Source organism: Amycolatopsis tolypomycina, from assembly GCF_900105945.1.
GTDB classification, from domain to species: domain Bacteria; phylum Actinomycetota; class Actinomycetes; order Mycobacteriales; family Pseudonocardiaceae; genus Amycolatopsis; species Amycolatopsis tolypomycina.
Genome location: NZ_FNSO01000001.1, coordinates 287,872 through 312,819, shown reverse-complemented (window position 1 = coordinate 312,819; position 24,948 = coordinate 287,872). Strand labels below are relative to the sequence as shown.

The 24,948-nt window shown below is 73.2% G+C and carries 16 protein-coding genes; 3 read left to right on the top strand and 13 right to left on the bottom strand.

Annotated features, from left to right (window positions below; genetic code table 11):
• The first annotated feature begins 49 nt into the window (after positions 1 to 49).
• From BLW76_RS01415 to BLW76_RS01405, 3 genes are all read left to right on the top strand, one after another.
• A complete protein-coding gene (locus BLW76_RS01415; protein WP_091304022.1) occupies positions 50 to 1,315 on the top strand; it encodes a cytochrome P450 family protein in 1,266 nt (421 codons plus the stop codon).
• Positions 1,316 to 1,340: 25 nt separating this feature from the next.
• On the top strand, positions 1,341 to 2,552 hold the full coding sequence (locus tag BLW76_RS01410) for a cytochrome P450 (RefSeq protein WP_091304021.1): 1,212 nt from the start codon (positions 1,341 to 1,343) through the stop codon (positions 2,550 to 2,552).
• A gap of 67 nt (positions 2,553 to 2,619) precedes the next feature.
• Positions 2,620 to 3,102 (top strand): pyridoxamine 5'-phosphate oxidase family protein, encoded by a 483-nt coding sequence (locus BLW76_RS01405; RefSeq protein ID WP_244170003.1) that lies wholly within the window; start codon positions 2,620 to 2,622, stop codon positions 3,100 to 3,102.
• Here the strand turns inward: BLW76_RS01405 and BLW76_RS01400 are convergent.
• From BLW76_RS01400 to BLW76_RS01340, 13 genes are all read right to left on the bottom strand, one after another.
• Entirely contained in the window at positions 3,099 to 3,830 is a 732-nt protein-coding gene (locus tag BLW76_RS01400) for a TetR/AcrR family transcriptional regulator (RefSeq protein WP_091304019.1), read from the bottom strand. The genes BLW76_RS01405 and BLW76_RS01400 overlap by 4 nt on opposite strands.
• An 84-nt stretch (positions 3,831 to 3,914) precedes the next feature.
• Positions 3,915 to 5,423, bottom strand: coding sequence for a DHA2 family efflux MFS transporter permease subunit (locus BLW76_RS01395; RefSeq protein ID WP_167384427.1), 1,509 nt, complete (start codon positions 5,421 to 5,423; stop codon positions 3,915 to 3,917).
• 222 nt (positions 5,424 to 5,645) lie between these two features.
• On the bottom strand, positions 5,646 to 6,410 hold the full coding sequence (locus BLW76_RS01390) for a PIG-L deacetylase family protein (protein WP_091304017.1): 765 nt from the start codon (positions 6,408 to 6,410) through the stop codon (positions 5,646 to 5,648).
• Positions 6,411 to 6,577: 167 nt separating this feature from the next.
• Entirely contained in the window at positions 6,578 to 7,480 is a 903-nt protein-coding gene (rifN, locus tag BLW76_RS01385) for a kanosamine kinase (protein ID WP_091304016.1), read from the bottom strand.
• Positions 7,481 to 7,486: 6 nt separating this feature from the next.
• The gene (locus BLW76_RS01380; RefSeq protein WP_091304015.1) at positions 7,487 to 8,185 is read right to left on the bottom strand and encodes an HAD-IA family hydrolase; all 699 of its coding nucleotides are present in this window, start codon (positions 8,183 to 8,185) and stop codon (positions 7,487 to 7,489) included.
• A 12-nt stretch (positions 8,186 to 8,197) separates the two neighbouring features.
• Positions 8,198 to 9,268 carry a Gfo/Idh/MocA family protein gene (locus tag BLW76_RS01375; RefSeq protein ID WP_091304014.1) on the bottom strand — a complete coding sequence of 357 codons (1,071 nt, stop codon included), beginning with the start codon at positions 9,266 to 9,268 and terminating at the stop codon, positions 8,198 to 8,200.
• The gene (gene rifK / locus BLW76_RS01370; RefSeq protein WP_091304013.1) at positions 9,265 to 10,431 is read right to left on the bottom strand and encodes a 3-amino-5-hydroxybenzoate synthase; all 1,167 of its coding nucleotides are present in this window, start codon (positions 10,429 to 10,431) and stop codon (positions 9,265 to 9,267) included. Before rifK ends, BLW76_RS01375 begins: the two co-directional genes overlap by 4 nt.
• A 60-nt stretch (positions 10,432 to 10,491) precedes the next feature.
• Positions 10,492 to 11,304, bottom strand: coding sequence for a shikimate dehydrogenase family protein (locus BLW76_RS01365; RefSeq protein WP_091304012.1), 813 nt, complete (start codon positions 11,302 to 11,304; stop codon positions 10,492 to 10,494).
• 108 nt (positions 11,305 to 11,412) lie between these two features.
• Positions 11,413 to 12,729, bottom strand: coding sequence for a 3-deoxy-7-phosphoheptulonate synthase class II (locus BLW76_RS01360; protein ID WP_091304011.1), 1,317 nt, complete (start codon positions 12,727 to 12,729; stop codon positions 11,413 to 11,415).
• Entirely contained in the window at positions 12,726 to 13,766 is a 1,041-nt protein-coding gene (locus BLW76_RS01355; protein WP_091304010.1) for a 3-dehydroquinate synthase family protein, read from the bottom strand. Before BLW76_RS01355 ends, BLW76_RS01360 begins: the two co-directional genes overlap by 4 nt.
• Positions 13,763 to 13,951: a hypothetical protein gene (locus BLW76_RS01350; protein WP_091304009.1), complete on the bottom strand. Its 189-nt coding sequence runs from the start codon at positions 13,949 to 13,951 to the stop codon at positions 13,763 to 13,765. The genes BLW76_RS01355 and BLW76_RS01350 overlap by 4 nt, the downstream gene beginning before the upstream one ends.
• A 19-nt stretch (positions 13,952 to 13,970) precedes the next feature.
• Positions 13,971 to 14,747 carry an arylamine N-acetyltransferase gene (locus BLW76_RS01345; protein ID WP_091304008.1) on the bottom strand — a complete coding sequence of 259 codons (777 nt, stop codon included), beginning with the start codon at positions 14,745 to 14,747 and terminating at the stop codon, positions 13,971 to 13,973.
• Between the two features lie 4 nt (positions 14,748 to 14,751).
• Positions 14,752 to 24,912 carry a type I polyketide synthase gene (locus BLW76_RS01340; protein ID WP_091304007.1) on the bottom strand — a complete coding sequence of 3,387 codons (10,161 nt, stop codon included), beginning with the start codon at positions 24,910 to 24,912 and terminating at the stop codon, positions 14,752 to 14,754.
• Positions 24,913 to 24,948 lie beyond the last annotated feature (36 nt).

Sequence of the window (24,948 nt, the reverse complement as noted above, 5' to 3'; positions counted from 1 at the left end):
GCGGGCGTCCACAAAGGACTGTGCGCTACCCAACACGAAAGGAAGAACCATGACCACCACTGCCGAGACTTCGGCCGAACCGGTCGACCTGTTCTCCCCGGAAGTGGTCGCCGACCCGTGGGGAGCGCACGCGGCGGTCCGCGAAGCACCGACGCTGCAGATCGGCGGCTTCATGGGCGGGCCGCCGATGTACCTGGCCGCCCGCTACGAGGACGTCCGCCAGGTCCTGATGGACCAGCGGTTCCAGTGCAACCCGCTGGCCGACTCGCCCGCCGAGGACATCCGCAACGGCGTCTTCCGGCACCTGGACATGCCGGAGGAGCTGATCCCCTGGCTGAAGAACCTCATCAACGCCTCCGACGGCGAGGAGCACGCCCGGCTGCGCAAGCTCGTCTCCTACGCGCTCACCGCGCACCGGGTCGGCAAGTTCCGCCCCCGCGTCGAGGAGCTCACCTCCGAGCTGCTCGACAAGCTGGAAGCGGAAGGCGGTGACGGGACGCCGATCGACCTCGTCGAGGCGTACTGCTACCCCCTGCCGGTCACGGTGATCTGCGAGCTGGTCGGCGTCGACGCCGAAGACCGCCCGCAGTGGCGTGCGTGGAGCGACGCGATGGCCACCCTCGACGGCAAGCGGCTGCCCGAAGAGGTCCGCAAGACCCTCATCGCGGCACGCGGGATGATCGAGCGGCGCCGGGCCGAGCCGAAGGACGACATGGTCACCGCGCTCGTCGAGGCGCAGGCCAAGAACCCCGGCATCGCCACCGACGACGAGCTGGTCGGCATCCTGTTCAGCCTGGTCACCGCCGGGCACCAGACGACGACTTACCTGATCGGCAACTCGGTGCTGGCCCTGCACGAGCACCCGGACCAGCTGGCCCGGCTGAAGGCCGACCCGACGCTGTGGCCGCAGGCCGTGCGCGAGCTGCAGCGCCTCGGCCCGATCCAGTTCGGGCAGCCGCGGTTCGCCACCGAGGACATCGAGGTCGGGGGCACGGTGATCCCGCGCGGGATGCCGGTCGTGCCGCTGATCATGGCCGCCAACAGCGACCCGCGGAAGTTCCCGGAGCCGGAGAAGCTGAAGATCGACCGGCTCGCGGTCGGCAGCGAGAGCCACCTCGGCTTCGGCAAGGGCATCCACCGCTGCCTCGGCCAGCACGTCGCCTACCTGGAGGCGGAAGTGGCGCTGCGCGGGCTGTACACCCGGTTCCCGGACATGACGCTGGCGGTGCCGCGCAAGGAGATCCCGTGGATCCTAAGGCCCGGCTTCACCCGGACCAAGGACCTCCCGGTGCGGCTCGTCGCGCCGGCGTCCTGACGACCCTTCGCCGGAGGAGATTCCCTTGACCGAGACCGTCGCCTTCCCGCAGGACCGCACCTGCCCGTACCGGCCGGCGCCGGGCTACGAGCCGCTGGCCGGCAAGCGCCCGATCGCCGAGGTCACCCTGTACGACGGCCGCAAGGCCTGGGCGGTCACCGGGCACGAACTGGCCCGCAAGCTGCTGACCGACCCGCGCATCTCCAGCGACCGGACGAACCCCGCGTGGCCGATGGTCAGCGCGGCCGCGGCCGTCGAGTTCACCGACGTCCAGCAGAAGGTCATCAAGCTGCTCACCGCGCTGGTGGGCGTCGACGGCCCGGCCCACCGGGCGCGGCGCAAGCTGGTGCAGGCGGGGTTCACGGTCAAGCGGATCGACTCCCTGCGGCCGCGGATCCAGGCGATCGTCGACCGGCAGATCGACGAGATGGTCGCCGAAGGCGCCCCGGCGGACCTGCTGAAGAAGTTCGCCTCGCCGGTGCCGCTGATGGCGTTGTGCGACCTGCTCGGCATCCCGCACGAGGACCAGGACTACTTCGAGCGGAAGGCGCACCAGATCCTGTTCGGGCCGGACGCCGGCGGCGCCTACGACGAGCTGATGGCGTACCTGACCAAGCTGATCGACAAGGCCCAGCAGAACCCGGCCGAGGAGGGCTTCCTGCAGGCCCTGCTGGCCGAGCGCGACCCGGCGAGCGACATCGACCACGAGGAAATCCTCCAGATGTTCCTCATCGTGCTGGTGACCGGCCACGACACGACGTCGAGCTCGATCGGGCTGGGTGCCTTCACGCTGCTGCAGCACCCGGAGAAGCTGGCCGAGCTGCGGGCGGACCCGTCGCTGATGCCGGCCGCGGTCGACGAGCTGACGCGGTTCGTGGTCGTCCCCGACGGCCTGCAGCGGGTGGCCGCGGCCGACATCGAGGTCGACGCGGACACCACGATCCGCGCGGGTGACGGCGTGTTCTTCCTGTTCTCGCTCATCAACCGGGACGAGGAAGCCTACGACGACGGCGACCAGCTGGACTGGCACCGCCCGACGTTCCGCGACCACCTGACGTACGGGTTCGGCACGCACCAGTGCGCGGGGATGAACCACGCCCGCGCGATCATGGAGATCGCGTTCCAGCGGCTCATCGACCGGCTGCCGGGTCTGCGCCTGGCTGTCCCGGCCGACGAGATCCGCGTCAAGCCGGGAGACGCGTTCCAGGGACTGGCCGCGCTGCCCGTCACGTGGTGATGTTGTTGGCCGGCCGGGTTCTCCCGGCCGGCTTTCCCCTGGGGAGGGCGGTTCCGTGGACCTGAGCATGACCGAGCGGGAGCAGCAGGAGTTCCTCGCGGGCAAGCACATCGGGGTGCTCGCGCTGGCCCGCCGCAGCGGCCCGCCCCTGGCGGTCCCGATGTGGTACGGCTACTCCCCCGGCGGCGACGTGCTGCTGTGGACCGACGGCGAGGACACCCTGAAGGGCCGCCTGATCAAGAAGAACGGCGAGTTCACGCTGGTGGTCCAGAACGAGGACCCGCCCTACCGGTACGTCTCGGTGTCCGGCCCGGTGACGGGGTGGGCGGACGCCACCGTCGACGCGGCGTACTCGGTCGCGTCCCGGTACCTGCCCGAGAAACAGGCGCGGGAGTTCGTCGAGGCGTTCAACCCGGGGCACGTGATCATCCGGATGACCCCGGACCGCTGGCGCAGCGTCGACTACGGCAAGACGTCGAACGTGCTGACGGACAGCTCACGGCTGGCAGAACACGTGCAGACCGCCCGGCGGGGGCGGGGCCGCAGCTAAGGGGTTCCGGCGACCATGCCGGTGAACAGCCAGTGCAGGCCGCGGTCGAAGTCGCGGTCGCGGAGTTCCTCCATCGACCGGTCGCCGTCGCGGTCCAGCAGGCCGCCCTGTTCGAGGGCCGGCGACAGCGCCGCCATGCTGCCCGTGACTTCGGCCGCGAACTCCTCGGCCGTGCGGCCCGTCTCGGCGAGGTGCTCCAGCCAGCGGCTTTCCGTCGCCGTGAAGCCGTAGACGTACTGGAAGACCACGTTCAGCGCGGCCGAGCGGTCCTTCAGCGGCAGCGGTGACCGCGCCATCACGGCCTGGGCGCACTCGGTGAACCGCACGCTGCTCGGGCCGATGTTCAGGTATTCGCCGTAGCACCGGATCGCCCACGGGTGGGCGATCATCGTGCGGCGCCACGCGCGGGCGAGGGCGCGGAGGTCTGCTCGCCAGTCCTCGCCGTCGTCGAGCGACGGGAGCTCGATCTCGCCCGCCACCGCGTCCAGGGCCAGTTCGAGCAGGTCGTCCTTGTTCGCGACGTACCAGTAGACCGACATCGGCGTGACGTGCAGCTCCTCGGCCAGCAGCCGCATGGAGAACTTCGCGTCGCCCTCGGCGTCGAGCACGCGGACCGCGGTGGCGACGATCTTCTCGCGGTCGAGCTCGGATTCGCCGGCCCGGTGCTTGCGGGCCGGCCGCGGGGAAAGCCACACGCTCTCGCGCGGTTGTGCCGCCCGTTTGCCCATCGTGGCCTCCCTTCTCGCCGGCGTTCAACGGTAAAGGGGGCAGGGTGCGGGGCGCCACGCACCCTGCCGGATCGGGGGCCGCCTTCAGGCGGCCTGGTGGGCCTCCGCCCGGGCCGCCCGGCGCAGCAGCAGGCCGGCGAGCAGGCCGCCGAGGACGACGGCCAGCGCGCCGATCAGCTCGCTGGCGCGCACGCCGCCGGCGAAGGCGTCGTGCACCTGCGCCTGCGCCTCGGGCGTCCGGGCGCCGAGCAGCGCCTCGTGGAGCGAGCCGGCGGCGCCGGCACCGAGCCCGACCGGCAGCAGCGCGGCGAACCGCGAGTTGAGCACGGCGCCGAGGATGGCGACGCCGAGCCCGCTGCCGAACTGGTTGACGGTGCCCTGCACCGCGGCCCCCGCCCCGGCCTTCTCCGCCGGGATCGAGGTCATGATGGCGTTGGCCATGGCGGGCATGGCCAGCGCGATGCCGCTGCCCATGACGAGCAGGCCGGCCAGCATCCCGCCGTACCCGCGGTCGGGGGTGCCGAGCAGGGCCACCATGGCGAGCCCGGCGGCGTTCAGCGTCATCCCGACGGTGATCGTCAGCGCGATGCCCAGTTTTTCCAGCACCTTCGCGCCGATGCCGACGACGTTGAGCGCGACGACGACCAGCGCGAGCGGAGCCGTCTTGAGCCCGGCTTCCAGGGGGCCGTAGCCGAGCACGAGCTGCAGCTGCTGCGTCAGCAGGAAGACCGAGCCGCCCATCCCGAAGGCGACGAGCAGGCCGCCGGAGATGGCGCCGTTGAACCGGCGGTTGCGGAAGAAGGCCATGTCCAGCATGGGGTTCGGCACGTGCAGCTCCCACCGGACGAAGGCGGCCAGCGCGGCCACGCCGAGGCCGGCCGCGGTCAGGACGGTGCCCGAGGCCCAGCCGTGTTCCGGGCCGGAGATGATCGCGTAGACGACCCCGACCATGCCGACGGTGGAGAGCGCGGCACCGACCAGGTCGGGCCGTTTGCCTTGCGGGTCACGGGATTCCGGCACGAGCTTCGCCACGGCGACGCAGCCGAGCAGCGCCACCGGGATGTTGATGAGGAAGATCGAGCCCCACCAGAAGTGGTCGAGCAGCACCCCGCCGATCAGCGGGCCGCTGGCGTAGCCGAAGGAGCTGACGGCGCTCCACAGCCCGATCGCCTTGGGGAGTTCTTTTTCGTCGAAGACCTGCATGACGACGGCGAGCGTGGTGGTGGTCAGCAGCGCACCCCCGATCCCCATCCCGGCCCGGGCGGCGATCAGCTGCCCGGAGGAAAGGCTGAACGCGGCGGCGAGCGAACCCACGCCGAACAGGAGGAGGCCGACGAGCAGCGAGCGTTTCCGGCCGTACCGATCGCTGAAACTGCCGGCGGTGAGCAGCAGCCCGGATTGGACGAGGGCGTAGGCGTTGATCATCCATTGGATGTCGGCGGTGGTGGCGCCGAGGTCTTCGGTGAGCTTGGGGATGGCCAGGTTGAGCACGGTGTTGTCGACCAGGACGACGAGCTGGGCCAGGGAAATGACGGCCAGTATCAGCCAGCGTCGGGGATTCCTGGTATCGGCAACCGTCACCGTGGCGTGCATTTCGCGCAAGAGGTCTCCTCTGGTTGCGAATTGCGTCCGGCAAGTTCTTATACACCATATAAGGAGTGGGGAGTGGTGCGCAAGGTCCCGAGGGCGGACACGAAGAAGCCCCCACCGTCCCCGCGTCACGCGGGAAGATGGGGGCTTGGGGCCGGGAACGACCGGCTGCCGCGGTCACCCCACGGCCTTTCGCCGGTTCCGGAGCAACCCTGGCCCGGCCGGCTACGCCATCAGGTCGGTTTCGGTGATCCCCGGCCCCTGGCCGGCGCGGATGAACCATTCGGTGCCGAACATCGTCCGGAAGGTGTCCTCCGGCAGGTCCGTGAACAGCGTCGACTGCGGCGTGATCTGGCTGGCGTGGGCGAGCAGGGCCTTGCGCTTGTATTCGGTGTACGCGGAAACGTCGACACGGCAGGTGAGTTCGGCCTCCGGCGTCCCGAAGTCCGGACCGGCGGGCAGTTCGACGCCGGCCTGCTCGGCGAGCACGCGCTGGTTGGCCTTGATGTGCTCGCGGTTGATCGTCGACTGGAAGACCTTCGGCGTGCCCGCGAGCTCCGCCGCCCGCGTGCCGACCCGGTGGACCTGGATGTGGTCGGGATCGCCGTAGGTGCCCTTCTCGTCGTACACGGTCAGCACGTCGGCGGCCTCCTCACGGAGGATCACGGCGAGCTTCTGCACGGCTTCTTCGACATCAGCGGTCTGAAAGGTGCCACCCTCCGCGGCGGCCGTCATCCCGGAGTCGGTGTAGCCGAGGAACTCGAGCCGGTCCACACCGAGGACGTCGGCGGCCGCGCGGGCCTCGGCCGCCCGGCGATCCGCGAGTGTCTCACCGTCGGCGAGGAGACCGTCGGGGTTGTAGCCGAGCTCCCCGCGGGTGGCGAGCACGAGCACGACGCGGTGGCCGTCCTCGTGGGCCTTGCGCAGGACGCCGCCGCAGGTGGTGGTGTCGTCGTTGGGGTGCGCGTGAAAGGAAACCAGAGTGCCCATGCGCCGAACCTACGCACGCGAGGCGCGCGCGGGATCCCGCAGGTGAGCAGTCCCGACGCGGGCGGTGCTCCCGCGCCCGCAGCGCTGGGCAGGGCTCGGCGCACCGGCCGCCGGGCAGCCGACCTCAAGCCCCAGCCCCGCCGATCAGCGCCCCGACAGCCGAGCACTCACGGCACTTCCCCCGCCGCCACCAGGCCGGCCAAAGCCACCGCACCCCGCAGCGACGACAACCCGCCCAACGCCGCCGGCTCCACCGGCAACGGCGCCTGCCCCTGCCGCACGAAGTCGGCCAGGTACCCCGCCACCGACGGCACGATCTCCGGCAGCCCCGCCGCGAAACCCCCGCCGATCAGCACGCGATCAGGGTGGACCAGCTCCTGGACGCTCGTCACCGCCGCCGCCAGGGCGCGGGTGCTCCCCTCCAGGGCGTCCGCCGCCCAGGGTTCTCCGTCGCGCAATGCCTTCTGCAGCGCGTAAAACGACACCTCCGCGCCGCGCAGCAACCCCGCTCGGCGCAAAGTCGCCGGGCCCGAAGCAAGCGCTTGCAGGCAGCCGCGGCGGCCGCACACGCACCGGACTCCGCCCATCTCGACGATCACGTGGCCGATCTCGAACGAGCCGCGGCCGAGGCCCGGGCAGGGCACTCCGCCCAGGACCAGGCCGCCGCCGATGCCGGTGCCCACGCCGATGTACAGCAGGTTCTCGCAGCCCGAGGCCCGCGCCTCGGCGAGCGCACCCAGGTCGCCGTCGTCCGCCCAGGCCACCGCAGCTTCGGGGAAGAGCTCGTGCAACGTCGTCTTCAGGTCCACCCCGGTCCACTCCGGGCGGCTGGGCCAGGTCGCGACCCGGCCGTCCGGGCCGACCGTGCCCGGCATCGCGACGCCGACCGCCGACAGGGGTGCGCCGAGGCCGGCGCGCAGGCGGGCCACGTGGGCCGACAGCTGCGCCAGGTCCTCCTCCGCGCTGTCCCTGGCTCCCCAGCCGAACGACGTTTCGGCCACGCACTCGGAACCGGTCTCGACGCGGAAGGCGACCTTGGTGCCGCCGACGTCAATGCCGAGGTGGTACACGCGCGATCAGCGACCGGGCACCGACGGGCAGAGCGCGAGCAGGTCGGCCGGCTGCCGCAGCACGACGTCGGGGCCCGCGGCGAGCAGCTCGCCGATGTCGTCCGGGGGCGCCCACAGGGCCGCCGCCGAAGCGACGCCCGCGCCCTGCGCGCTGGCGATGTCGGTGGGCGCGTCGCCGATCATGATGGCCTGCCCGGGCGGGACGTCCAGCAGGCTCAGCGCGTGCGCCACGATGTCGGGGGCCGGCTTGGGGCGGGCGACCTCGTCCGAGCCGATGACGTGCTCGAAGAACGGGAGCAGGCCGAGGTCGTCGAGCAGCGACCGGGCCCGCGGGCCGCTCTTGCCGGTGGCGACGGCCAGCCGCAGGCCACGCGCGCGCAGCGTCAGCAGCAGCTCGGTGACGCCGTCGAAGACCTGGACCTCGCCGGCGAGGCGGTAGCTCTCGCGGACGAAGGGTTCCTCCATCTCCAGCGGCAGGTCCATGATCCGCATGATATCCGGAAAATAACGGCCGAGGTGGCGCCGATACTCCGCGAAGGGTGCCGGCCCGTCGCCGACGACCTCGGCGTAGGCGATGGCGAAGGCCTCGCTCATCACCGCGAAGCTGTCGACGACGACCCCGTCGAGGTCGAAGATGACCGCGTGCCGGACCGGCACCGAGGGATCGGCCCCGGTCTCCGGCCGATCGACGATCGGGAATGTCATGGAGCACCCTTTCTACTGGTACGCCGGGACGGCGGCGCGCGCCGAACCCGCGGAGGCGTAGAAGTTCTCGATCATCGAGACGATCGGCCGCGCTTCGGCGACGGCGCGGCCGCGGTTGGCCGGGTCGGCCAGCATCGCGGCGAGGTCGCCCACCTGGCGCGTGTACTCGACGCCGACGCGTTCGAGCGGCACGGGCAGCCGGGTGGTGGTGCCCTCGCGGGTCACCGTCAGCACGGGTTCGGGCTCCCGGTTGGGGCTGAAGCCGAAGGTGCACCGCAGGTCCGCGGTGCCGGCGCTGCCTTCGACGTGGATCAGCGAGACGTCCCGCGCCTGGTGCGACGCCCAGCTCGCCCGCAGCGACACCGAGACGCCGTCGTCGCGGACCAGGAAGCCGCGCGCGGTGTCCTCGACGTCGGCGGCGTCGGCGCCGAGCTGGTCCTGCCGCCAGGCCGCGCGCCAGGCGCCGGCGTTGACGAAGTCGTCCGACGTCACGCCGATGACCTGGGTGAACGTGGCCGGCCCGAGCAGGAACGCGAGCGTGTCGAGCAGGTGCCAGCCGAGGTCGTACAGCGCGCCGCCGCCGGCCTTCTCGCGCTGGGTGAACCAGCCGCCCGCGCGCGGCACGCCCCGGGCCCGGATCCAGCCCATGGCGACGTGCCGGATGTCGCCGAGCTCCGGCAGTAGCCGCCGCAGCGCCCCGACGTCACCGCGGTAGCGGGCGGCGCTGCCGGCCAGCAGCATCCCGCCGCTGCGCTCGGCCGCCGCGAGGACGTCGATCTCGGCCGAGGTCAGGCACACCGGCTTCTCGAGGAACACGGAGATCCCGGTGGCGAGCAGCGCGCCCGCCACCTCGGTGTGCAGGTAGTTGGGCACCGCGACGACGGCGAGGTCGACGTCGCGCGCGGTCAGCGCGGACACCGCGGCGTGCGTGGGGATGCCGGTCGCCTTCGTGAACGCCTGCCGCGACGCCGGGTCGGCGTCCACGGCCGCGACCACCTGGAAGTCCGCGTGCTCGCGCAGCAGGGGCAGCCACAGCTCCCGGCCCGCCCAGCCGAGCCCGACCACCGCGGCCCGGACACTCATGCCCTGGCCACGGCGTCGGCGATGATCTCCGCGGTCGCGTGCATCTCCGGCTCGCCGGCGAGCAGGACCCGGTGGTGCAGCCAGACGCAGTCGCTGCTGATCGCGTCGGTGTTCGGGCAGCGCCGCGCGATCGCGTCCAGGGTCTCGTCGGGGGCGCCGAGCTCCCAGAAGGCGTCGGTGCGGTAGATCGCGCGGAACGCGGCGAAGGCGGGCAGGCCGGCCTCGACGAGCCGGTCGACCAGGACGTTGCGCCGCTCCTCGGGGAGCCCGGGGACGCGGAACATGGCCATGTAGTGGGAGTTGCGGTCGGCGCGCACGTCGCCGCCCTGCGGCACGACGCCGTCGATCGCGCCGAGCAGCTCCGACAGCAGGGTCCAGCGCTCGTCGCGCACGGCGATCTGCTCGTCGAGGCGGGCCAGCTGCGCACGCAACACGGACGCGGTGAACTCGTTGAGCCGCATGTTGGAGCCGGCGATCTTGTGGAAGTACCGGCGGTCGTCGCGGGGACGGCCGCAGCTGTGCCGGAGGAACGCCGTCTCGTACTTTTCGGTTTCGCCGTCGGGGAAGACGACCGCGCCGCCCTCGCCCGCCGTCATCAGCTTGCCGTTCTGGAAGCTGAACGTGGCGATGCTGTCCAGCTCGCCGACGCGCTTGCCCTGCCAGCGCGCGCCGTGCGCGTGCGCGGCGTCCTGCAGCAGCGGGACGCCGGTGTCGGCGGAGATCTTGGCCAGCGCGTCCATGTCGGCCATCAGCCCGGCCATGTGCACCGGCATGATCACCTTGGTGCGCGGGGTGACGGCGGCGGCGACCGCCTCCGGGTCGAGGTTGTAGGTGCGCGCGTCGACGTCGACCGGGACGGTGACCGCGCCGAGCCGCTGGGCCGCCTGGGACGAGGAGATGAAGGTGAAGGCGGGCACGATGACCTCGGTGCCCGGGCCGACGCCCATGACCTGCAGGGCGAGCTCCAGCGCGTGCGTGCCGTTCGTGACCGCCAGCGCGTGCGCGGCGCCGTGGTGGGCGGCGAACTCGCGCTCGAAGGAGTTCACCTCGTCCCCGCCCATGCGCCACCACTGGCCCTGTTCGAGCGCGCGGACCAGGCCGGCCCGCTCGGCGTCGTCGTACTGCGGCCACGCCGGGAATTCCGGTGCCTTTCGCGCGTTCATGGTTCTCCGAATCTCCGCTGGGGTTCGAATGAAAAAAGGCTAGATCGGCAGCCGCGGGCGCTACATCCCTCGGCTTGGTAGCGTCCCCAGGCCGAAAAAAGCGCGGTAGGAGTCCATTTGCCCGTCGAGCATGTGGATTCCGTGATGGACGCGGTGCCCGAGCGCCGCCGCTTCGCGGAGAAGGCGGGTTTCGCGGGGTTTCATGATGATGTCGGCGACCACGCTGCGCGGGGCCAGCTCCGCCGGCCGGAACGGCAGCGGGTCTTCGGGACGCAGCCCGAGCGGCGTCGCGTTCACGACGATGTCGGCGCCCGCGATGTCCGGTTCGGCCGACACCGACGTGCGGCCGGGCCAGTGTGCGCCCAGGCGCGCTTGCAACGACGTCAGCTTCGCCGTGTCCGGGTCGCAGACGACCAGCCGGTCCGCGCCCGCGGCCAGCAGAGCGGCCGCGATGGCGCTGCCCGCGCCGCCGGCCCCGGCCAGGAACACCTTTTGTGCCTGGGGATCGTGCCCGGCTTCGACGAGCCCGGCCACGAAGCCGGTGCCGTCGAAGTTCTCGGCGTACCACCGGCCGTCGGCCTCCCGGCGCAGGACGTTGGCGCTGCCGGTGATCTCCACCATCGGGCCGCACCGGTCGGCGAGCCCGGCCGCGGCCGCCTTGTGCGGCACGGTGACGAAGATGCCGTCGAGGTTGGCGACGGCCTTCAGCCCGGCGACGATCCCCTCCAGCTGCGACGCCGGCGCGTGCACCGGGACGAGCACCGCGTCGAGGCCCAGCTCCGCGAACAGCGGGTTCAGCAGCCCGGGCGACTGGACCTGCGCGACCGGATCGCCCAGCACGACGTACAGGCGGGTGGTGCCGCTGATGGTCATCTCGCCCTCTCCTCAAACGCCCCAATGTGGCGTTGGTTGCGCTCAACGCACCGAACGCCACATTGGGTGCGTTGGACGCACCGAACGCCACATTGGGGCGCATGGGGCTCAGCGCAGCAGCTTCGCGATCGCGTACGCGAGTTCGACCGACTGGTCGCCGTTGAGCCGCGGGTCGCACGCGGTCAGGTAGCGGTCGGGCAGGTCGGTCTCGGCGATGCCGGCGGCGCCGCCGAGGCACTCCGTGACGTCGTCGCCGGTCACCTCGACGTGGATGCCGCCCGGGTGGGTGCCGAGCTGCCGGTGCACGGCGAAGAAGCCGGCGAGCTCGGCGACGACGTGGCCGAAGTGGCGGGTCTTGTAGCCGTTGCCCGAGGTCCGGGTGTTGCCGTGCATCGGGTCGCACTGCCAGATCACCTCGTGCCCGGACGCGGCGACCTTCTCCACGATCGGCGGGAGCAGCTCGCGGACCCGGTCGTGGCCCATGCGGCTGACCAGCGTCAGCCGGCCCGGCGTGCGGTGCGGGTCGAGCCGCCGCACGTACTCGACGACCTCCTCCGGGGTGCAGCCCGGCCCCAGCTTCAGGCCGATCGGGTTGGCCAGGAGCTCCGCGAACGCGATGTGGGCGCCGTCGAGCTGCCGGGTGCGCTCCCCGATCCACAGGAAGTGCGCCAGCCCGCTGGCCAGCCGGGGTTCCGGGCCTGCGGAGTCCGGCCGCAGGACGGCCCGCTCGTAGTCGAGGAGCAGCAGCTCGTGGCTGACGTAGATCTCGCTCGGCCGTGCCGGCCGGCCGCGGTCCGGGAACGGCCACGCGCCGACCGGGGACGCGCGGCGGGCGCCGGCGAGCACGACCTGCGCCACCCGCGGTTCGATGCCCTCGGCGCAGAGCTTGCGGACGACGTCCATCGCGCCGGCGGCGTGGGCGTACGCCAGCAGCATCCGGTGCGGGTCGGGTGTCCGGGCCGCGACCGTGCACTCCGGGGAGTTCACGATGTCGCCGCGGTAGACCGGCAGGCCCCGCGCGTCCTCGGTCTTGGACCGCGGCTTGGCGAACTGCCCCGCCATCCGGGCGATCTTGACCACCGGCAGGCCGGCCGCCTCGGCCAGCACGTCACCCATCCGCTCCAGCACGCCCAGGTTGGCCCGCAGGTGCGGCTCGGTGTTGCCGGCGAACGTCTCCGCGCAGTCCCCGCCCTGCAGCAGGAACGCCTCGCCGCGGGCGACGGACGCGAGCCGCGCGCGCAGCCGGGCCGTCTCCGCCGGGGTCACGATCGGGTCGGCCTCGTGCAGCAGCTCGATGACCGCGTTCGCGCGCTCGGCGTCCGGCCAGCACGGCTGCTGCGCGGCCGGCCGGGCCAGCGCCGCGCTCAGCCGTTCCGCGAGCACCGAGAGGGCACTTTTACGTGAAAGTGCCCCCCTCCCGTTCATGTCGCCCCCAGCAGGGTTTGCAGGTCGGCGCGGGGCATCCCGGCCAGGACGTCGGTGACGACGTCCGGCGGCACGTCGCTCACCAGCTCGGCACCGCGAGGCCCGGCCAGCACGAAGGCGAGCCCGGTGACGGCCTTCTTGTCGCGGTGCATCTGGCGGACGAGCACCGCCGGGTCGACGTCCTCGGGCAGCGCGGCGGGCAGGCCGTAGTGGCGGACGACGTCGAGGTGTTCGTCCACTCCGGACTGGTCGAGGCGGCCGAGCGCACCGGCCAGCCGGCCCGCGAAGACCGTGCCGATGGCCACCGCTTCGCCGTGGCGCAGGGCGAAGTCCGTCGCGATCTCCAGTGCGTGCCCGAGGGTGTGGCCGTAGTTGAGCAGGTGCCGCGGCCCGGTGTCCCGCTCGTCCTGCGCCACGATGCCCGCCTTGAGGGTGACGCCGGCCGCGATCTGCTCCGGCAGCGGGCGGCCGCGCAGGTCCGGCGCGCCGATGAAGTGGCAGCGGGCGATCTCGCCGAGGCCGTTCAGCAGCTCCCGCCGGGGCAGGGTCGTGAGGTAGTCCGTGTCGCACAGCACCGCGCTGGGCTGCCAGTACGCCCCGACGAGGTTCTTGCCCGCCGGCAGGTTCACCGCGGTCTTCCCGCCCACGCTGGCGTCAACCTGCGCGAGCAGCGACGTGGGCAGGTGGACCACGGCGACGCCCCGGTGGTACAGCGCGGCCGCGAGCCCGACGACGTCCGTGGTCGTGCCGCCGCCGCAGGAGACGACGACGTCGGACCGGGTCAGCCCGAACCGCGCGAACTCGCCGCAGAGATCCTCCACTGTGGACAGCCGCTTGGCCGGCTCGCCGTCCCGCGCCGGCAGCACGAGCGTCTCGACGCCGGTGTCGGGCACCCAGTCGCGCGGCCGGGCCGAGACGACCACGGCCCGCCGCGCGCCCAGCCGACGGACGACCCCGGGCAGGGAGTTCCGCACGCCGGGGCCGACGAGCACGTCGTAGGACCGTTCCTGCAGGTGCACCGGAATCGTCGTGGTCACGGCGAGGGCTCCCGCGGCTCCGGCAGCGTCCGGTACGGCAGGTCGGCGATCCGGGCCACCGGCTCGCTGCCGTGGTGGAGGTATTCGCCGCCGTAGAAGAGGTGCAGGTAGGGCAGGTAGTGCAGGTGGTAGGCGGACCTGCACACGCCGGCGAACCTCGCCAGCAGGCCCTCTTTTTCCGTCATCGTCGTGCCTTTCGCCGGTTCAGCCGTGGTCGCCGGACAGCACGCGGGCCACCAGCGCCCGGTGCTCGTCGTCGTCGGTGATGGTGCGCACCTGCTCGCGGCCGTCCGTGACCGTCAGGTACCGCCGCTGCCGCAGGAAGACCTGGCCGCCGTCGAACGCCCGGCCGCACAGGGTTTCCCGGGTGTCGGTGCGGGTGGTGTCCCCCACCAGTGCCCGGAAGTTGTCCTCCAGTTCCTTCCAGTCACTCCACTCGCGCGGCTGGGTCGTGAAGGTGTAGATGGTGCTCCAGCGGGTGACCGCGCCGCGGCGTTGCACCGCGTGCCCGGAGTCCTGCTCCACCACCCGGAACTGGCTGCCGTACTGGGTTTGCACGGCGGGCGAGAGCTTCAGCGGCTCGACGTAGGTGGGGCCGGGGTAGCCGACGTCCACCAGCCAGTCGGCGCCGTCGAGGGTGACGAGGTTGAACATGTGCTCGACGTCGGTCCCGAAGGTCTCGCGGCCTTCGGCGGTGCTGCCGGCGAGTGGCGTGACGTCGTAGCCGAGTTCGGTGAGCAGCCGGTGGAACAGCCGGTTCAGGTGGTAGCAGGCGCCGCCTTTCGCCTCGGCGATGCTGGTCACGAAGACGTCGTCCTCGTCGAGGTCGACGACGTTGACCGCGTCCCGCGGGGGGTAGGCGAGGCTGCTGTACGGGATCGCCGTCAGGTGGCTCTTCTGCAGCTTCGCCAGCGTCTCCAGGTCCACGCCGGTTTCCCCGCCGCAGCCGATCTGCTGGAGGTAGGTCTCCACGTCGAACACGTCATCACCCCTTCGTTGAGAGCAGTTCGTTCAGGTGCGCGGCGAGCAGGGCCGGGGTCGGGTGGTCGAAGACCACGCTCGGCGCGATCTTCCGTTCGGTGCGGGCGCGCAGCCGGTTGCGGAGTTCGACCGCGGTGAGCGAGTCGAACCCGATCTCGAACAGCCCCTGGTCCGGGTCGACCTGCCGGCCGCCGCGGTAGCCCAGCACCCCGGCCACCTGGGCACGCACCAGGTCCAGGAGGACCTTCGCCCGCTCGGCCGGGTCGAGCCCGGCCAGCCGGCCGGCCCAATTCTCGTCCACAGTGGACGCCGTGGGCGCCTGCTGCCGTCGCGCGCGGACCAGGCCGCGCAGCAGGTGCGGCACGTCGGCGCCGCTCGCCGCTTCGGCGCGCAGGCCCCGCAGGTCGAGCCGGGCGGGCACCAGCACGGCGTCTCCGGCGGAGATGGCGGCGTCGAAGAGTTCCATGCCCTCCGCGGGGTTCATGGCGACGAGGCCGCCGCGCCGGGTCATCCGGGCCCGGCCGGCTTCGTCGGTCCCGGCCGCCATGCCGCCGGAGGTCTGGTCCCACAGGCCCCACGCCAGCGACTGGCCCGGCAGGCCCGCCGCGCGGCGGTGGGCCATCAGCCCGTCCAGGTACGCGTTGGCCGCGGCGTAGCTGCCGCTGCCCGCGCCCATGAACACGGCCGAGACCGAGGAGTAGACGACGAACGCGTCGAGGTCGCCGGCCAGCTCGTGGAGGTGGCGGGCGGCGTCGGCCTTCGCGGCGAACACCTCGGCCAGCCGGTCCGGCGTCACCGTCCCGATCACCCCGGCGTCGGCGATCCCGGCCGTGTGGATGACGGCGGTCGGCCGGTGCTCGGCCAGCAGCGCCGCCACCTGGTCCCGGTCGGCGACGTCGCAGGCGGCGACCGAAACGTCGGCGCCCAGTGCGGTGAGGTCGGTGACCAGGTCCTTCGCGCCGTCGGCGTCCAGGCCGCGACGGCTGGCGAGCACCAGCTGCCGGACGCCGTGCCGCTCGACGAGGTGCCGGGCGGCCAGGCCGCCGAGCGAGCCGGTCCCGCCGGTGACCAGCACCGGCCCGTCGGTCTTGAACCCGGCGGGCGCGTCCGGCCGGGCGGCGCGGGCGAGCCGCGGGATGGACAACGTCGTGCCGCGCACCGCGACCTGCGGCTCGCCGGTTTCCAGCACCGAGCCCAGCAGCGGCGGCACCGCGGAGTCGGCGTCCAGCAGGACGATCCGGTCCGGGTTCTCCGCCTGGGCGGCCCGGACCAGGCCCCACACGGCGGCCGCGGCCGGGTCGGTCACCACGCCGTCGCCGGCGGGCACCGCCCCGCGCGTCACGATCACGAGCTTCGTGTGCTCCAGCCCGCCGCCGGCCAGCCAGCACTGGACGACGTCCAGCACCCGGACGGTGAGGGCCGGCACCGGGTCGCCGACGGCTTCCATGACGGCCGCCGCCGGAGCCTCCGCCGCGCCGGTCAGCACGTCGTCGGCCAGCGTCGCCACCTGCTCCGCCGAGCCCACCGGCACCCAGGACGGCACCGGCAGCGCGGTGTCCACTGGGGACAGTGGAGTCCAGGCCACCCGGTACAGCGAGCCGGCGCCGGCTGCCGTGTTCAGCTGGTCGTTCGACACCGGGCGGCCGACCAGGGAGTCCAGCGTCACGACCAGGCCGCCGGTCTCGTCGACGGCCTCCAGGGACATGCTGTCCCGCTCGGGCTTGGCGACGCGCACCCGCAGCGTCGAGGCGCCTGCCGCGTGCAGCCGCAGGCCGTTCCAGGCGAACGGCAGCCGGACTTCGTCGCCGTAGGACTCGGTGTCCGCGGCGGCGCTGACCATCGTCGAGTGCAGGGCCGCGTCCAGCAGGGCGGGGTGGATGCCGAAGGCGCCCGCGTCCGCGTCCTCGGGCAGGGCGATCTCGGCGAAGGTCTCCTCCCCGCGGCGCCACACGGCGCGCACCGCCCGGAACGTGGGGCCGTACCCGTAGCCGACGTCCGCGAGCACGTCGTAGGCACCGGTGATGTCGACGGCCTTCGCGTCCGGCGGCGGCCACGCGGCGAAGTCGAAGGCCGCGGCGCGTGCCCGGCCGCCCGGGGCCAGGACGCCGGTGGCGTGCCGGGTCCAGCCGTCGTCGTCTTCGCGCCGGGAGTGGACGTCCACCGTGCGCGAGCCGTCCTCGGCGGGACCGCCGAGCGCGACCTGCACGCGGACCCCGCCGCGGCGGGGCACCACGAGCGGCGCCTCGATCACCAGCTCGTCGAGCACCGGGCAGCCGGCCTCGTCGCCGGCCCGCACGGCCAGTTCGACCAGGCCGGTGCCGGGGACGAGCACGACGTCCCGGACCGCGTGGTCGGCCAGCCAGGGGTGCGACCGCAGGGACAGCCGCGAGGTGAAGAGGAGACCGTCGGACTGCGGCAGCTCGACGACCGCGCCGAGCAGGGGGTGGCCGGCCCCGGCCAGGCCCAGGGAAACGGCGTCGGACGCGGTGTCCGTGGGGCGGAGCCAGTAGTGCTCGTGGTCGAAGGCGTATGTCGGCAGATCGACCCGGGCCGGGGGTACCAGCGTGGTCCAGCCGACGTCGACGCCGCGGACGAACAGCTCCGCCATCGAAGTCAGCAGCCGCCGCGGGCCGCCGTCGTCGCGCCGGAGCGAACCGGTGACGGCGGCGCCGGTCTCGTCGGTGAGCTCGCTGATCGGCTGGACCAGCACCGGGTGGGCGCTGATCTCGACGAACACGCCGTGGCCCTGGGCCAGCAGCGCTTCGACGGCCGGGCCGAACCGGACCCGGCCGCGTAGGTTCCGGTACCAGTAGCCGCCGTCGACGACTCCGGCGTCCCGGATCCACTCCCCGGTGAGGGTGGAGAAGAAGGGCACCAGGGGCGCCCGGGTGTCGATCCCGGCGAGGGCTTGGGCGAGGGTCTCCTCGATGTCTTCGACATGCCGGGTGTGCGACGCGTAGTCCACGGCGACCCGGCGGACGCGGATTCCCGCACCGGAGAGCACTTCCAGTGTTTCGTCGAGGGCCGTCGCGTCTCCCGCGATCACCACGGACCCCGGAGCGTTGACGGCGGCCACCTCGACCCCGGCCGCCAGCCGCGGCTCCACGTCGGCTTCGCCCGCGGCGACCGAGGCCATGCCGCCGCGGCCGGAGAGCTTCGCGGCGATGGCCTGGCTGCGCAGCGCGACCACCTTCGCCGCGTCTTCGAGCGACAACGCACCCGACACGCAGGCGGCGGCGATCTCGCCCTGGGAGTGGCCGACCACCGCGTCGGGGACCACCCCGGCCGAGGACCAGACCGCGGCCAGGCCGACCATCATCGCCCAGCTCGCGGGCTGCAGGACGTCGACCCGGTCCAGGTCGCCTCCGCCACGGAGGACGTCGAGCAGCGACCAGTCGATCCACGGCTCCAGCGCGGCCGCGCACTCGGCGATCCGCTCCGCGAACACCGGGGACGTTTCGAGCAACTCGCGGCCCATGCCGGCCCACTGCGTGCCCTGGCCGGGGAAGACCCAGACGAGCTTGCCCGGTGTCCCGGCCCGGCCGGCGACCAGGCCGGGTTGGTCCTCGCCCCGGGCGAGCGCGGCCAGTCCGGCGCGGGCCTCGTCGGCCGAGTCCGCCACCACGACCGCGCGTTCGCCGAACCGGGCACGGGCGGCCAGGGCACCGGCCACGTCGGCCAGCGGCTCGTCCCCGAGGAACGCGGCCAGCCGGCGGGCCTGCCTGGTCAGGGAGCCGGCGCTGCGGGCCGACAGGACCAGCGGCACGATCCCGCTGTCCGGCCGCGTCTCGGCGAGCTGTGGCTCGTCGGGCGCTTCCTCGATGATCAAGTGGGCGTTCGTGCCGCTGATGCCGAACGACGAGACCCCGGCCCGGCGCGGACGTCCGTTGCGCGGCCACTCGCGGGCCTCGGTCAGCAGCGAGACCGCGCCCGCGGACCAGTCGACCTGGCTGGTGGGTTCCGCGGCGTGCAGTGTGGGCGGCATGACGCCGTGCCGCAGCGCCTGCACCATCTTGATCACGCCCGCGACCCCGGCGGCCGACTGCGTGTGCCCGAAGTTCGACTTCACCGAACCGAGCCACAGCGGCGTCTCGCGCTCCTGCCCGTAGGTGGCCAGCAGGGCCTGGGCCTCGATCGGGTCGCCCAGCGCGGTCCCGGTCCCGTGGCCCTCGACGATGTCTACATCGGACGGTTTCAGCCCGGCGCCGGCGAGGGCCCGGCGGATGACCCGCTGCTGCGAGGGACCGTTGGGGGCGGTCAGGCCGTTGGACGCGCCGTCGGAGTTCACCGCGCTGCCGCTCAGCACGGCCAGGATCCGGTGCCCGCGCTCGCGCGCCACCGAAAGCCGCTCCAGGACGACGACGCCGACGCCCTCGGCCCAGCTCGTGCCGTCCGCGCCTTCGGCGTAGGCCTTGCACCGGCCGTCGCCGGCCAGGCCGCGCTGCTTCGCGAACTCGACGAAGGTGCCGGGCGTGCCCATCACCGTGACACCGCCGGCCAGTGCCATCGAGCACTCGCCCTGCCGCAGGGCCTGCCCCGCCAGGTGCATCGCGACCAGCGACGACGAGCACGCCGTGTCGATCGTGACCGCCGGGCCCTCGAACCCGAAGACGTAGGACACGCGGCCCGACACGACGCTCGAAGCGCCCGCGGTGCTCGCGTAGCCCGCCAGCTCGGCCGGGTCCGCGCCCATGCCGTAGCCCTGGTTGGACACCCCGGCGAACACGCCGACGTCGGCGCCCTTCAGCGAACCGGGGTCGACGCCGGCCCCTTCGAGGGCTTCCCAGGACACCTCCAGCAGCAGCCGCTGCTGCGGATCCATGGCGAGGGCTTCACGCGGGGAAATGCCGAAGAAGCCCGCGTCGAACAGCCCGGCGCCTTCGAGGAAGCCGCCCTGGCTGGTGTAGGTGGTGCCGGGGTCGTGGTCGAACAGGTTCTCCAGGTCCCAGCCGCGGTCTTCGGGGAACGGGGACAGGCCTTCGAGGCCGTCGCGCACCAGGCGCCAGAGGCCTTCGGGATCGGTGACCCCGCCCGGCAGGCGGCACGCCATGCCGACGATGGCGATCGGCTCGCCGAGGTCCGCGGCCGCCGTCGTCACCGCCGGAGTGGCCGCGGCCGGGTCGCCGAGTTCGTCACGCAGGTAGCGGGCCAGCGCCACCGGCGTCGGGTAGTCGAAGACCAGCGTGGCGGGCAGTTTCAGCCCGCTCGCCTCGCGCAGCCGGTTCCGCAGTTCCACCGACGTCAGCGAGTCGAAGCCGGTGTCCTTGAACGCGGTGTCCGCGCGGACGGCTTCCGGCCCGGCGTGCCCGAGCACCAGCGCGACCTGCGTGCGGACGACGTCGAGCAGCAGCGCCTCCTGCTCGGCCGGGGCGAGCCCGGCGAGCCGTCCGGCCAGGCCGGAGTCCACAGTGGACGCCGGACGCGCCTGCTGCCTGCCCGGGCGGACCAGGCCGCGCAGCAGGTGCGGCACCGGCCCGCCGGCCCGCGTCTTGCGCAGGTCGAGCTTGACCGGGACGACGAGCCCGTCCGGCGCCGCGTCGAACAGCTCCATGCCTTCGGCGGGCGAGAGGGCGAGGACGCCGCCGCGGCCGGCACGCGCCTGGTCCGCGCCGCCGAGGTGGGCGGTCATGCCGTCGGTCTGTTCCCACAGGCCCCAGGCCAGCGACGTGCCGGGCAGGCCCGCGGCCCGGCGGCGGGCGACCACGGCGTCCAGGTAGGCGTTGGCGGCGGCGTAGTTGCCCTGCCCGGCGGAGCCGAAGACGCCGGACGCGGACGAAAACACGACGAAGGCGTCGAGGTCCAGGTCGCGGGTGAGCTCGTCGAGGTGGCGGACGGCGTCGACCTTCGGGGCGAACACCTTGGCCAGCCGCTCCCGCGTCAGCGACTCGAAGACGCCGTCGTCGAGGACCCCGGCCGTGTGCACGACGGCGGTCGGATGGTGTTCGGCCAGCAGCGCCTCGACCCGGGCGCGGTCGGCGAGGTCGCAGGCGACCACGGAGACTTCGGCGCCCTGGGCGGTCAGTTCCGCGGTCAGCTCGGCCATGCCGTCGGCGGCGGCCCCTTGACGACTCGCGAGCACGAGCCGCCGGACGCCGTGCCGGGCGACCAGGTGCCGGGCGGTGAGCACGCCGAGCGAGCCGGCGCCCGAGATCAGGACCGTCCCGCCGGACACGGCCGGTGTCCCCGCGGCCTCGGCGCGGGCCAGGCGGGGAGCGGTCAGCGTGGTGTCCCGGATCGCGACCTGCGGCTCGCCGGAGGCCAGCACCCGGCCCAGCGGCACTGCACCGTCGGTGTCCAGCAGGATGATCCGGTCCGGATTTTCCGCCTGGGCGGCCCGGATCAGGCCCCACACCGCGGCACCGGCCGGGTCGGTCACCTCGTGGACGGCGCCGCGGGTCACGACGACCAGGCGAGCGTCGTCGGCTGCGTCGGCGAGCCAGGTCTGCACGGCTTCCAGGACTCGGCCGGTCAGTTCCAGGGGGTCCCGCTCGCCGGATGCTTCGAGCACCTCGACCTGGTCCGCGGGCGCCTCCCCGGCTGGGGAAATCTCGGTCCACGCCAAGCGAAACAGCGCGTCACGGTGGGCTGCCGCGTCCAGCTGCTCGGTCGAGACCGGGCGGGAGACCAGGGAATCCGCCGTCACGACGAGCCCGCCTGCCTCGTCCGCGGCCTCGACCGAGAGGGCGTCCGGGCCACTCGGGGCGAGCCGGACCCGCAGCGCGGACGCCCCGGCGGCGTGCAGCACCAGGCCGTTCCAGGCGAACGGCAGCACCGGCCGCCCGGGCTCTTCCGTCGTGGCGGCGCCGAGCATCCCGGCGTGCAGGGCCGCGTCCAGCAGGCCGGGGTGGATGCCGAACCGGGCCGCGTCCGCGCGATCGTCTTCGGCCAGGGCGACCTCGGCGAAGATCTCGTCGCCACGACGCCAGACCGTCCGCAGGCCGCGGAACGACGGCCCGTAGGTGTACCCGCGCTCGATCAGCTCGTCGTAGAAGTCCCCGACGTCGATCCGCTCGACACCGGGTGGTGGCCAGGCGGTGAAGTCGAACGGTTCGTGCGCCGACGAGGTCGCGGCCAGGAACCCGGTCGCGTGCCGGGTCCACACCTCCGCGCCGGCGTCCTCGCGCAGGGAGTACACCTCGACCGTGCGCGCCCCCGTCTCCCCCGCCGCGCCCACGACGACCTGGATCCGGACGCCGCCGCGGTCGGGGACGGGCAGCGGGGCCTCGATGACGAGCTCCTCGAGGACCGGGCAGCCTGCCTCGTCCCCGGCCCGGACGGCCAGCTCGACGAGCCCGGTGCCCGCGACGAGCACCACCCCGCCGATGACGTGGTCGGCCAGCCAGGGGTGCGACTTCAGCGACAGCCGCGAGGTGAAGACCAGGCCGTCCGGCTGCGGCAGCCGGACGACCGCGCCGAGCAGCGGGTGGTCGGCCGCGACCTGCCCGAGCGAAGCCGCGCCGGTGGCAGGCGCGGCCGGCTGGAGCCAGTAGTTCCGCTGGTCGAAGGCGTACTTCGGGAGGTCGACGAACCCGGTCACCGGCGGCAGCAGGGCGGACCAGTCGACGCCGACCCCGCGGACGAACAGCTCGGCGACCGCGGCGAGCAGCGCCGTGTCTTCCGGGCGGTCGTCCCGCAAGGCCGCCACACACGTGACGTCGGCCGTCTCCTCGACCAGGCCGGTCAGCGCAGCTCCCGGCCCCAGCTCCACGAACAGGGTGGCGCCGGACTCCGCGATGCCCTCGGCGAACCGCACCGGACGCCGGACGTGTTCGGCCCAGTAGCCCGGCTCGGTGAGTTCGCCGGGCCCGGCGAGCCGGCCGGTCACGTTGGAGACGACCGGGATTTCCGGCTCGTGCCAGGTCACCCCGGCCAGCTCGGCGGCGAACTCGGCCAGCATCGGGTCCATCCGCGCGGAGTGGAAGGCGTGCGAAACCTTGAGCTGCTTGGTCTTGTACCCGCGCTCGCGCATTTGTGTGGCAGCCGCGAGGACCGCGTCTTCGTCACCGGAAAGGACCACCGCCGAAGGACCGTTGACGGCGGCGAGCTCGACACCCTCGCCGAGCAGTTCGGCGACTTCGGCTTCGGACGCCGCCACGGCGACCATCGCCCCGCCGGGCGCCAAAGCCTGCATCAACCGTCCTCGTGCCGCGACGATCCGGGCCGCGTCCGGCAGCGAAAACACCCCCGCGGCGTACGCGGCGGTGATCTCGCCGATGGAGTGGCCGATCACGACGTCCGGCCGGACACCCCAGTACCCGGCGAGCCGGAACAGCGCGCTCTCCACCGCGAACAGCCCGGCCTGGGTGAAGACCGTCTGGTTCAGCAGCCCGGTTTCCGCGGGGACTTCGCCCAGCACGACGTCCCGCACGCGGTGGCCGGCGCGTCCGGCCAGGCAGGTGTCCAGCTGTTCGCAGGCCTCGTCGAACGCCGTCGCGAACACGGGGTACCGGTCGTAGAGCTCCCGGCCCATCCCGGGCCGCTGGGATCCCTGGCCAGGGAAAACGAAAGCGACGTTGCCCGGCTTGCCCGAACCGGTCACCACACCGGGCACCCGCTCGCCGCGGGCCAGCGCACGCAGCCCGGCCACGGCTTCTTCGTCCGTGCCCGCGACCACGACCGCGCGGTCACCCAGCAGCGCCCGGCCCGAAAGCAGCGCACCCGCCAGTCGAGCCGCCGGCACGCCGGACTCCAGGGCGTCGGCGAGCCGACCCGCCTGAGCGGCCAGAGAGGTGGGACTGCCCGCCGAGACGACCAGCGGCAGCGGCCCCTCGACCACGGGTTCGTCCGGGACGGCGTCGACCGGAGGCGCCTCTTCGAGGATGAGGTGCGCGTTCGTGCCGCTGATGCCGAACGCCGACACGCCGGCCCGGCGCGGCCGGTCCCCGGCGGGCCACGCGCGCGGCTCGGTCAGGAGCGAAACCGCGCCGGCCGACCAGTCGACCTCCGGTGTCGGCTCGGCGACGTGCAGGGTCGGCGGCATGGTGCCGTGGCGCAGGGCCTGGACCATCTTGATCACCCCGGCCACGCCGGCGGCCGCCTGCGTGTGCCCGAAGTTCGACTTGACCGAGCCCAGCCACAACGGCGTCTCACGGCCCTGGCCGTAGGTGGCCAGCAACGCCTGCGCTTCGATCGGGTCGCCGAGCGCGGTGCCCGTGCCGTGCGCCTCGACGATGTCCACATCGGACGCCACGAGACCGGCCCCGGACAGGGCCTTGCGGATCACGCGTTGCTGCGACGGCCCGTTCGGCGCGGTCAGGCCGTTCGACGCGCCGTCCTGGTTGACCGCGCTGCCCCGGATGACGGCCAGGATCCGGTGCCCGCGTTCCTGGGCCACCGAAAGCCGTTCGAGGACGAGCACGCCGGCGCCCTCGGCCCAGCCGGTGCCGTCCGCGGTCGAGGAGAAGGCCTTGGACCGGCCGTCGGCGGCCAGCACCCGCTGCCGCGAGAACGCCACGAACGTGCCGGGCGTCGGCATCACCGTCGCGCCGCCGGCCAGTGCCATCGAGCACTCGCCCGCGCGCAGGGCCTGGGCGGCGAGGTGGATGGCCACCAGCGACGACGAGCACGCCGTGTCGATGGTGACCGCGGGTCCTTCGAGCCCGAAGGTGTAGGACACCCGGCCCGAGGCCACGCTCGACGCCGCGCCGATGCCCGCGAACGCCTCCAGGTCGGGGGTGATCGCGCCGGCGCCGTAGCCCTGGGTGAACACGCCGGAGAACACGCCGACGTCGCTGCCCTTCAGCGACAGCGGGTCGACGCCGGCGTCTTCCAGCGCCTCCCACGACGTCTCCAGCAGCACCCGCTGCTGCGGGTCCATGACGAGGGCCTCGCGCGGCGAGATGCCGAACAGGCCCGCGTCGAACAGCCCGGCCCCGCGCAGGAAGCCGCCCTGGCTGGTGTACGACGTTCCCGGGTTGTCGGGGTCCGGGTCGAACAGGCCGTCCAGCTCCCAGCCCCGGTCGTCGGGGAAGTCCGAGAGGGCGTCGACACCGCCGGCCACCAGCTGCCACAGGTCTTCGGGCGAGGCCACCCCGCCGGGGAACCGGCAGGCCATGCCGACGACGGCGAGCGGCTCGTCGGCGTGCCGGGCGCCCTGCTTGCGCAGGCTGTGCAGCTCCGCCGTGACGCGCTTGAGGTACTTGAGGAGTTTCTCGTCCGTGGCCATTCCTGTGTCCTCACAAGGGTTTGCTGGAGCGTCGGT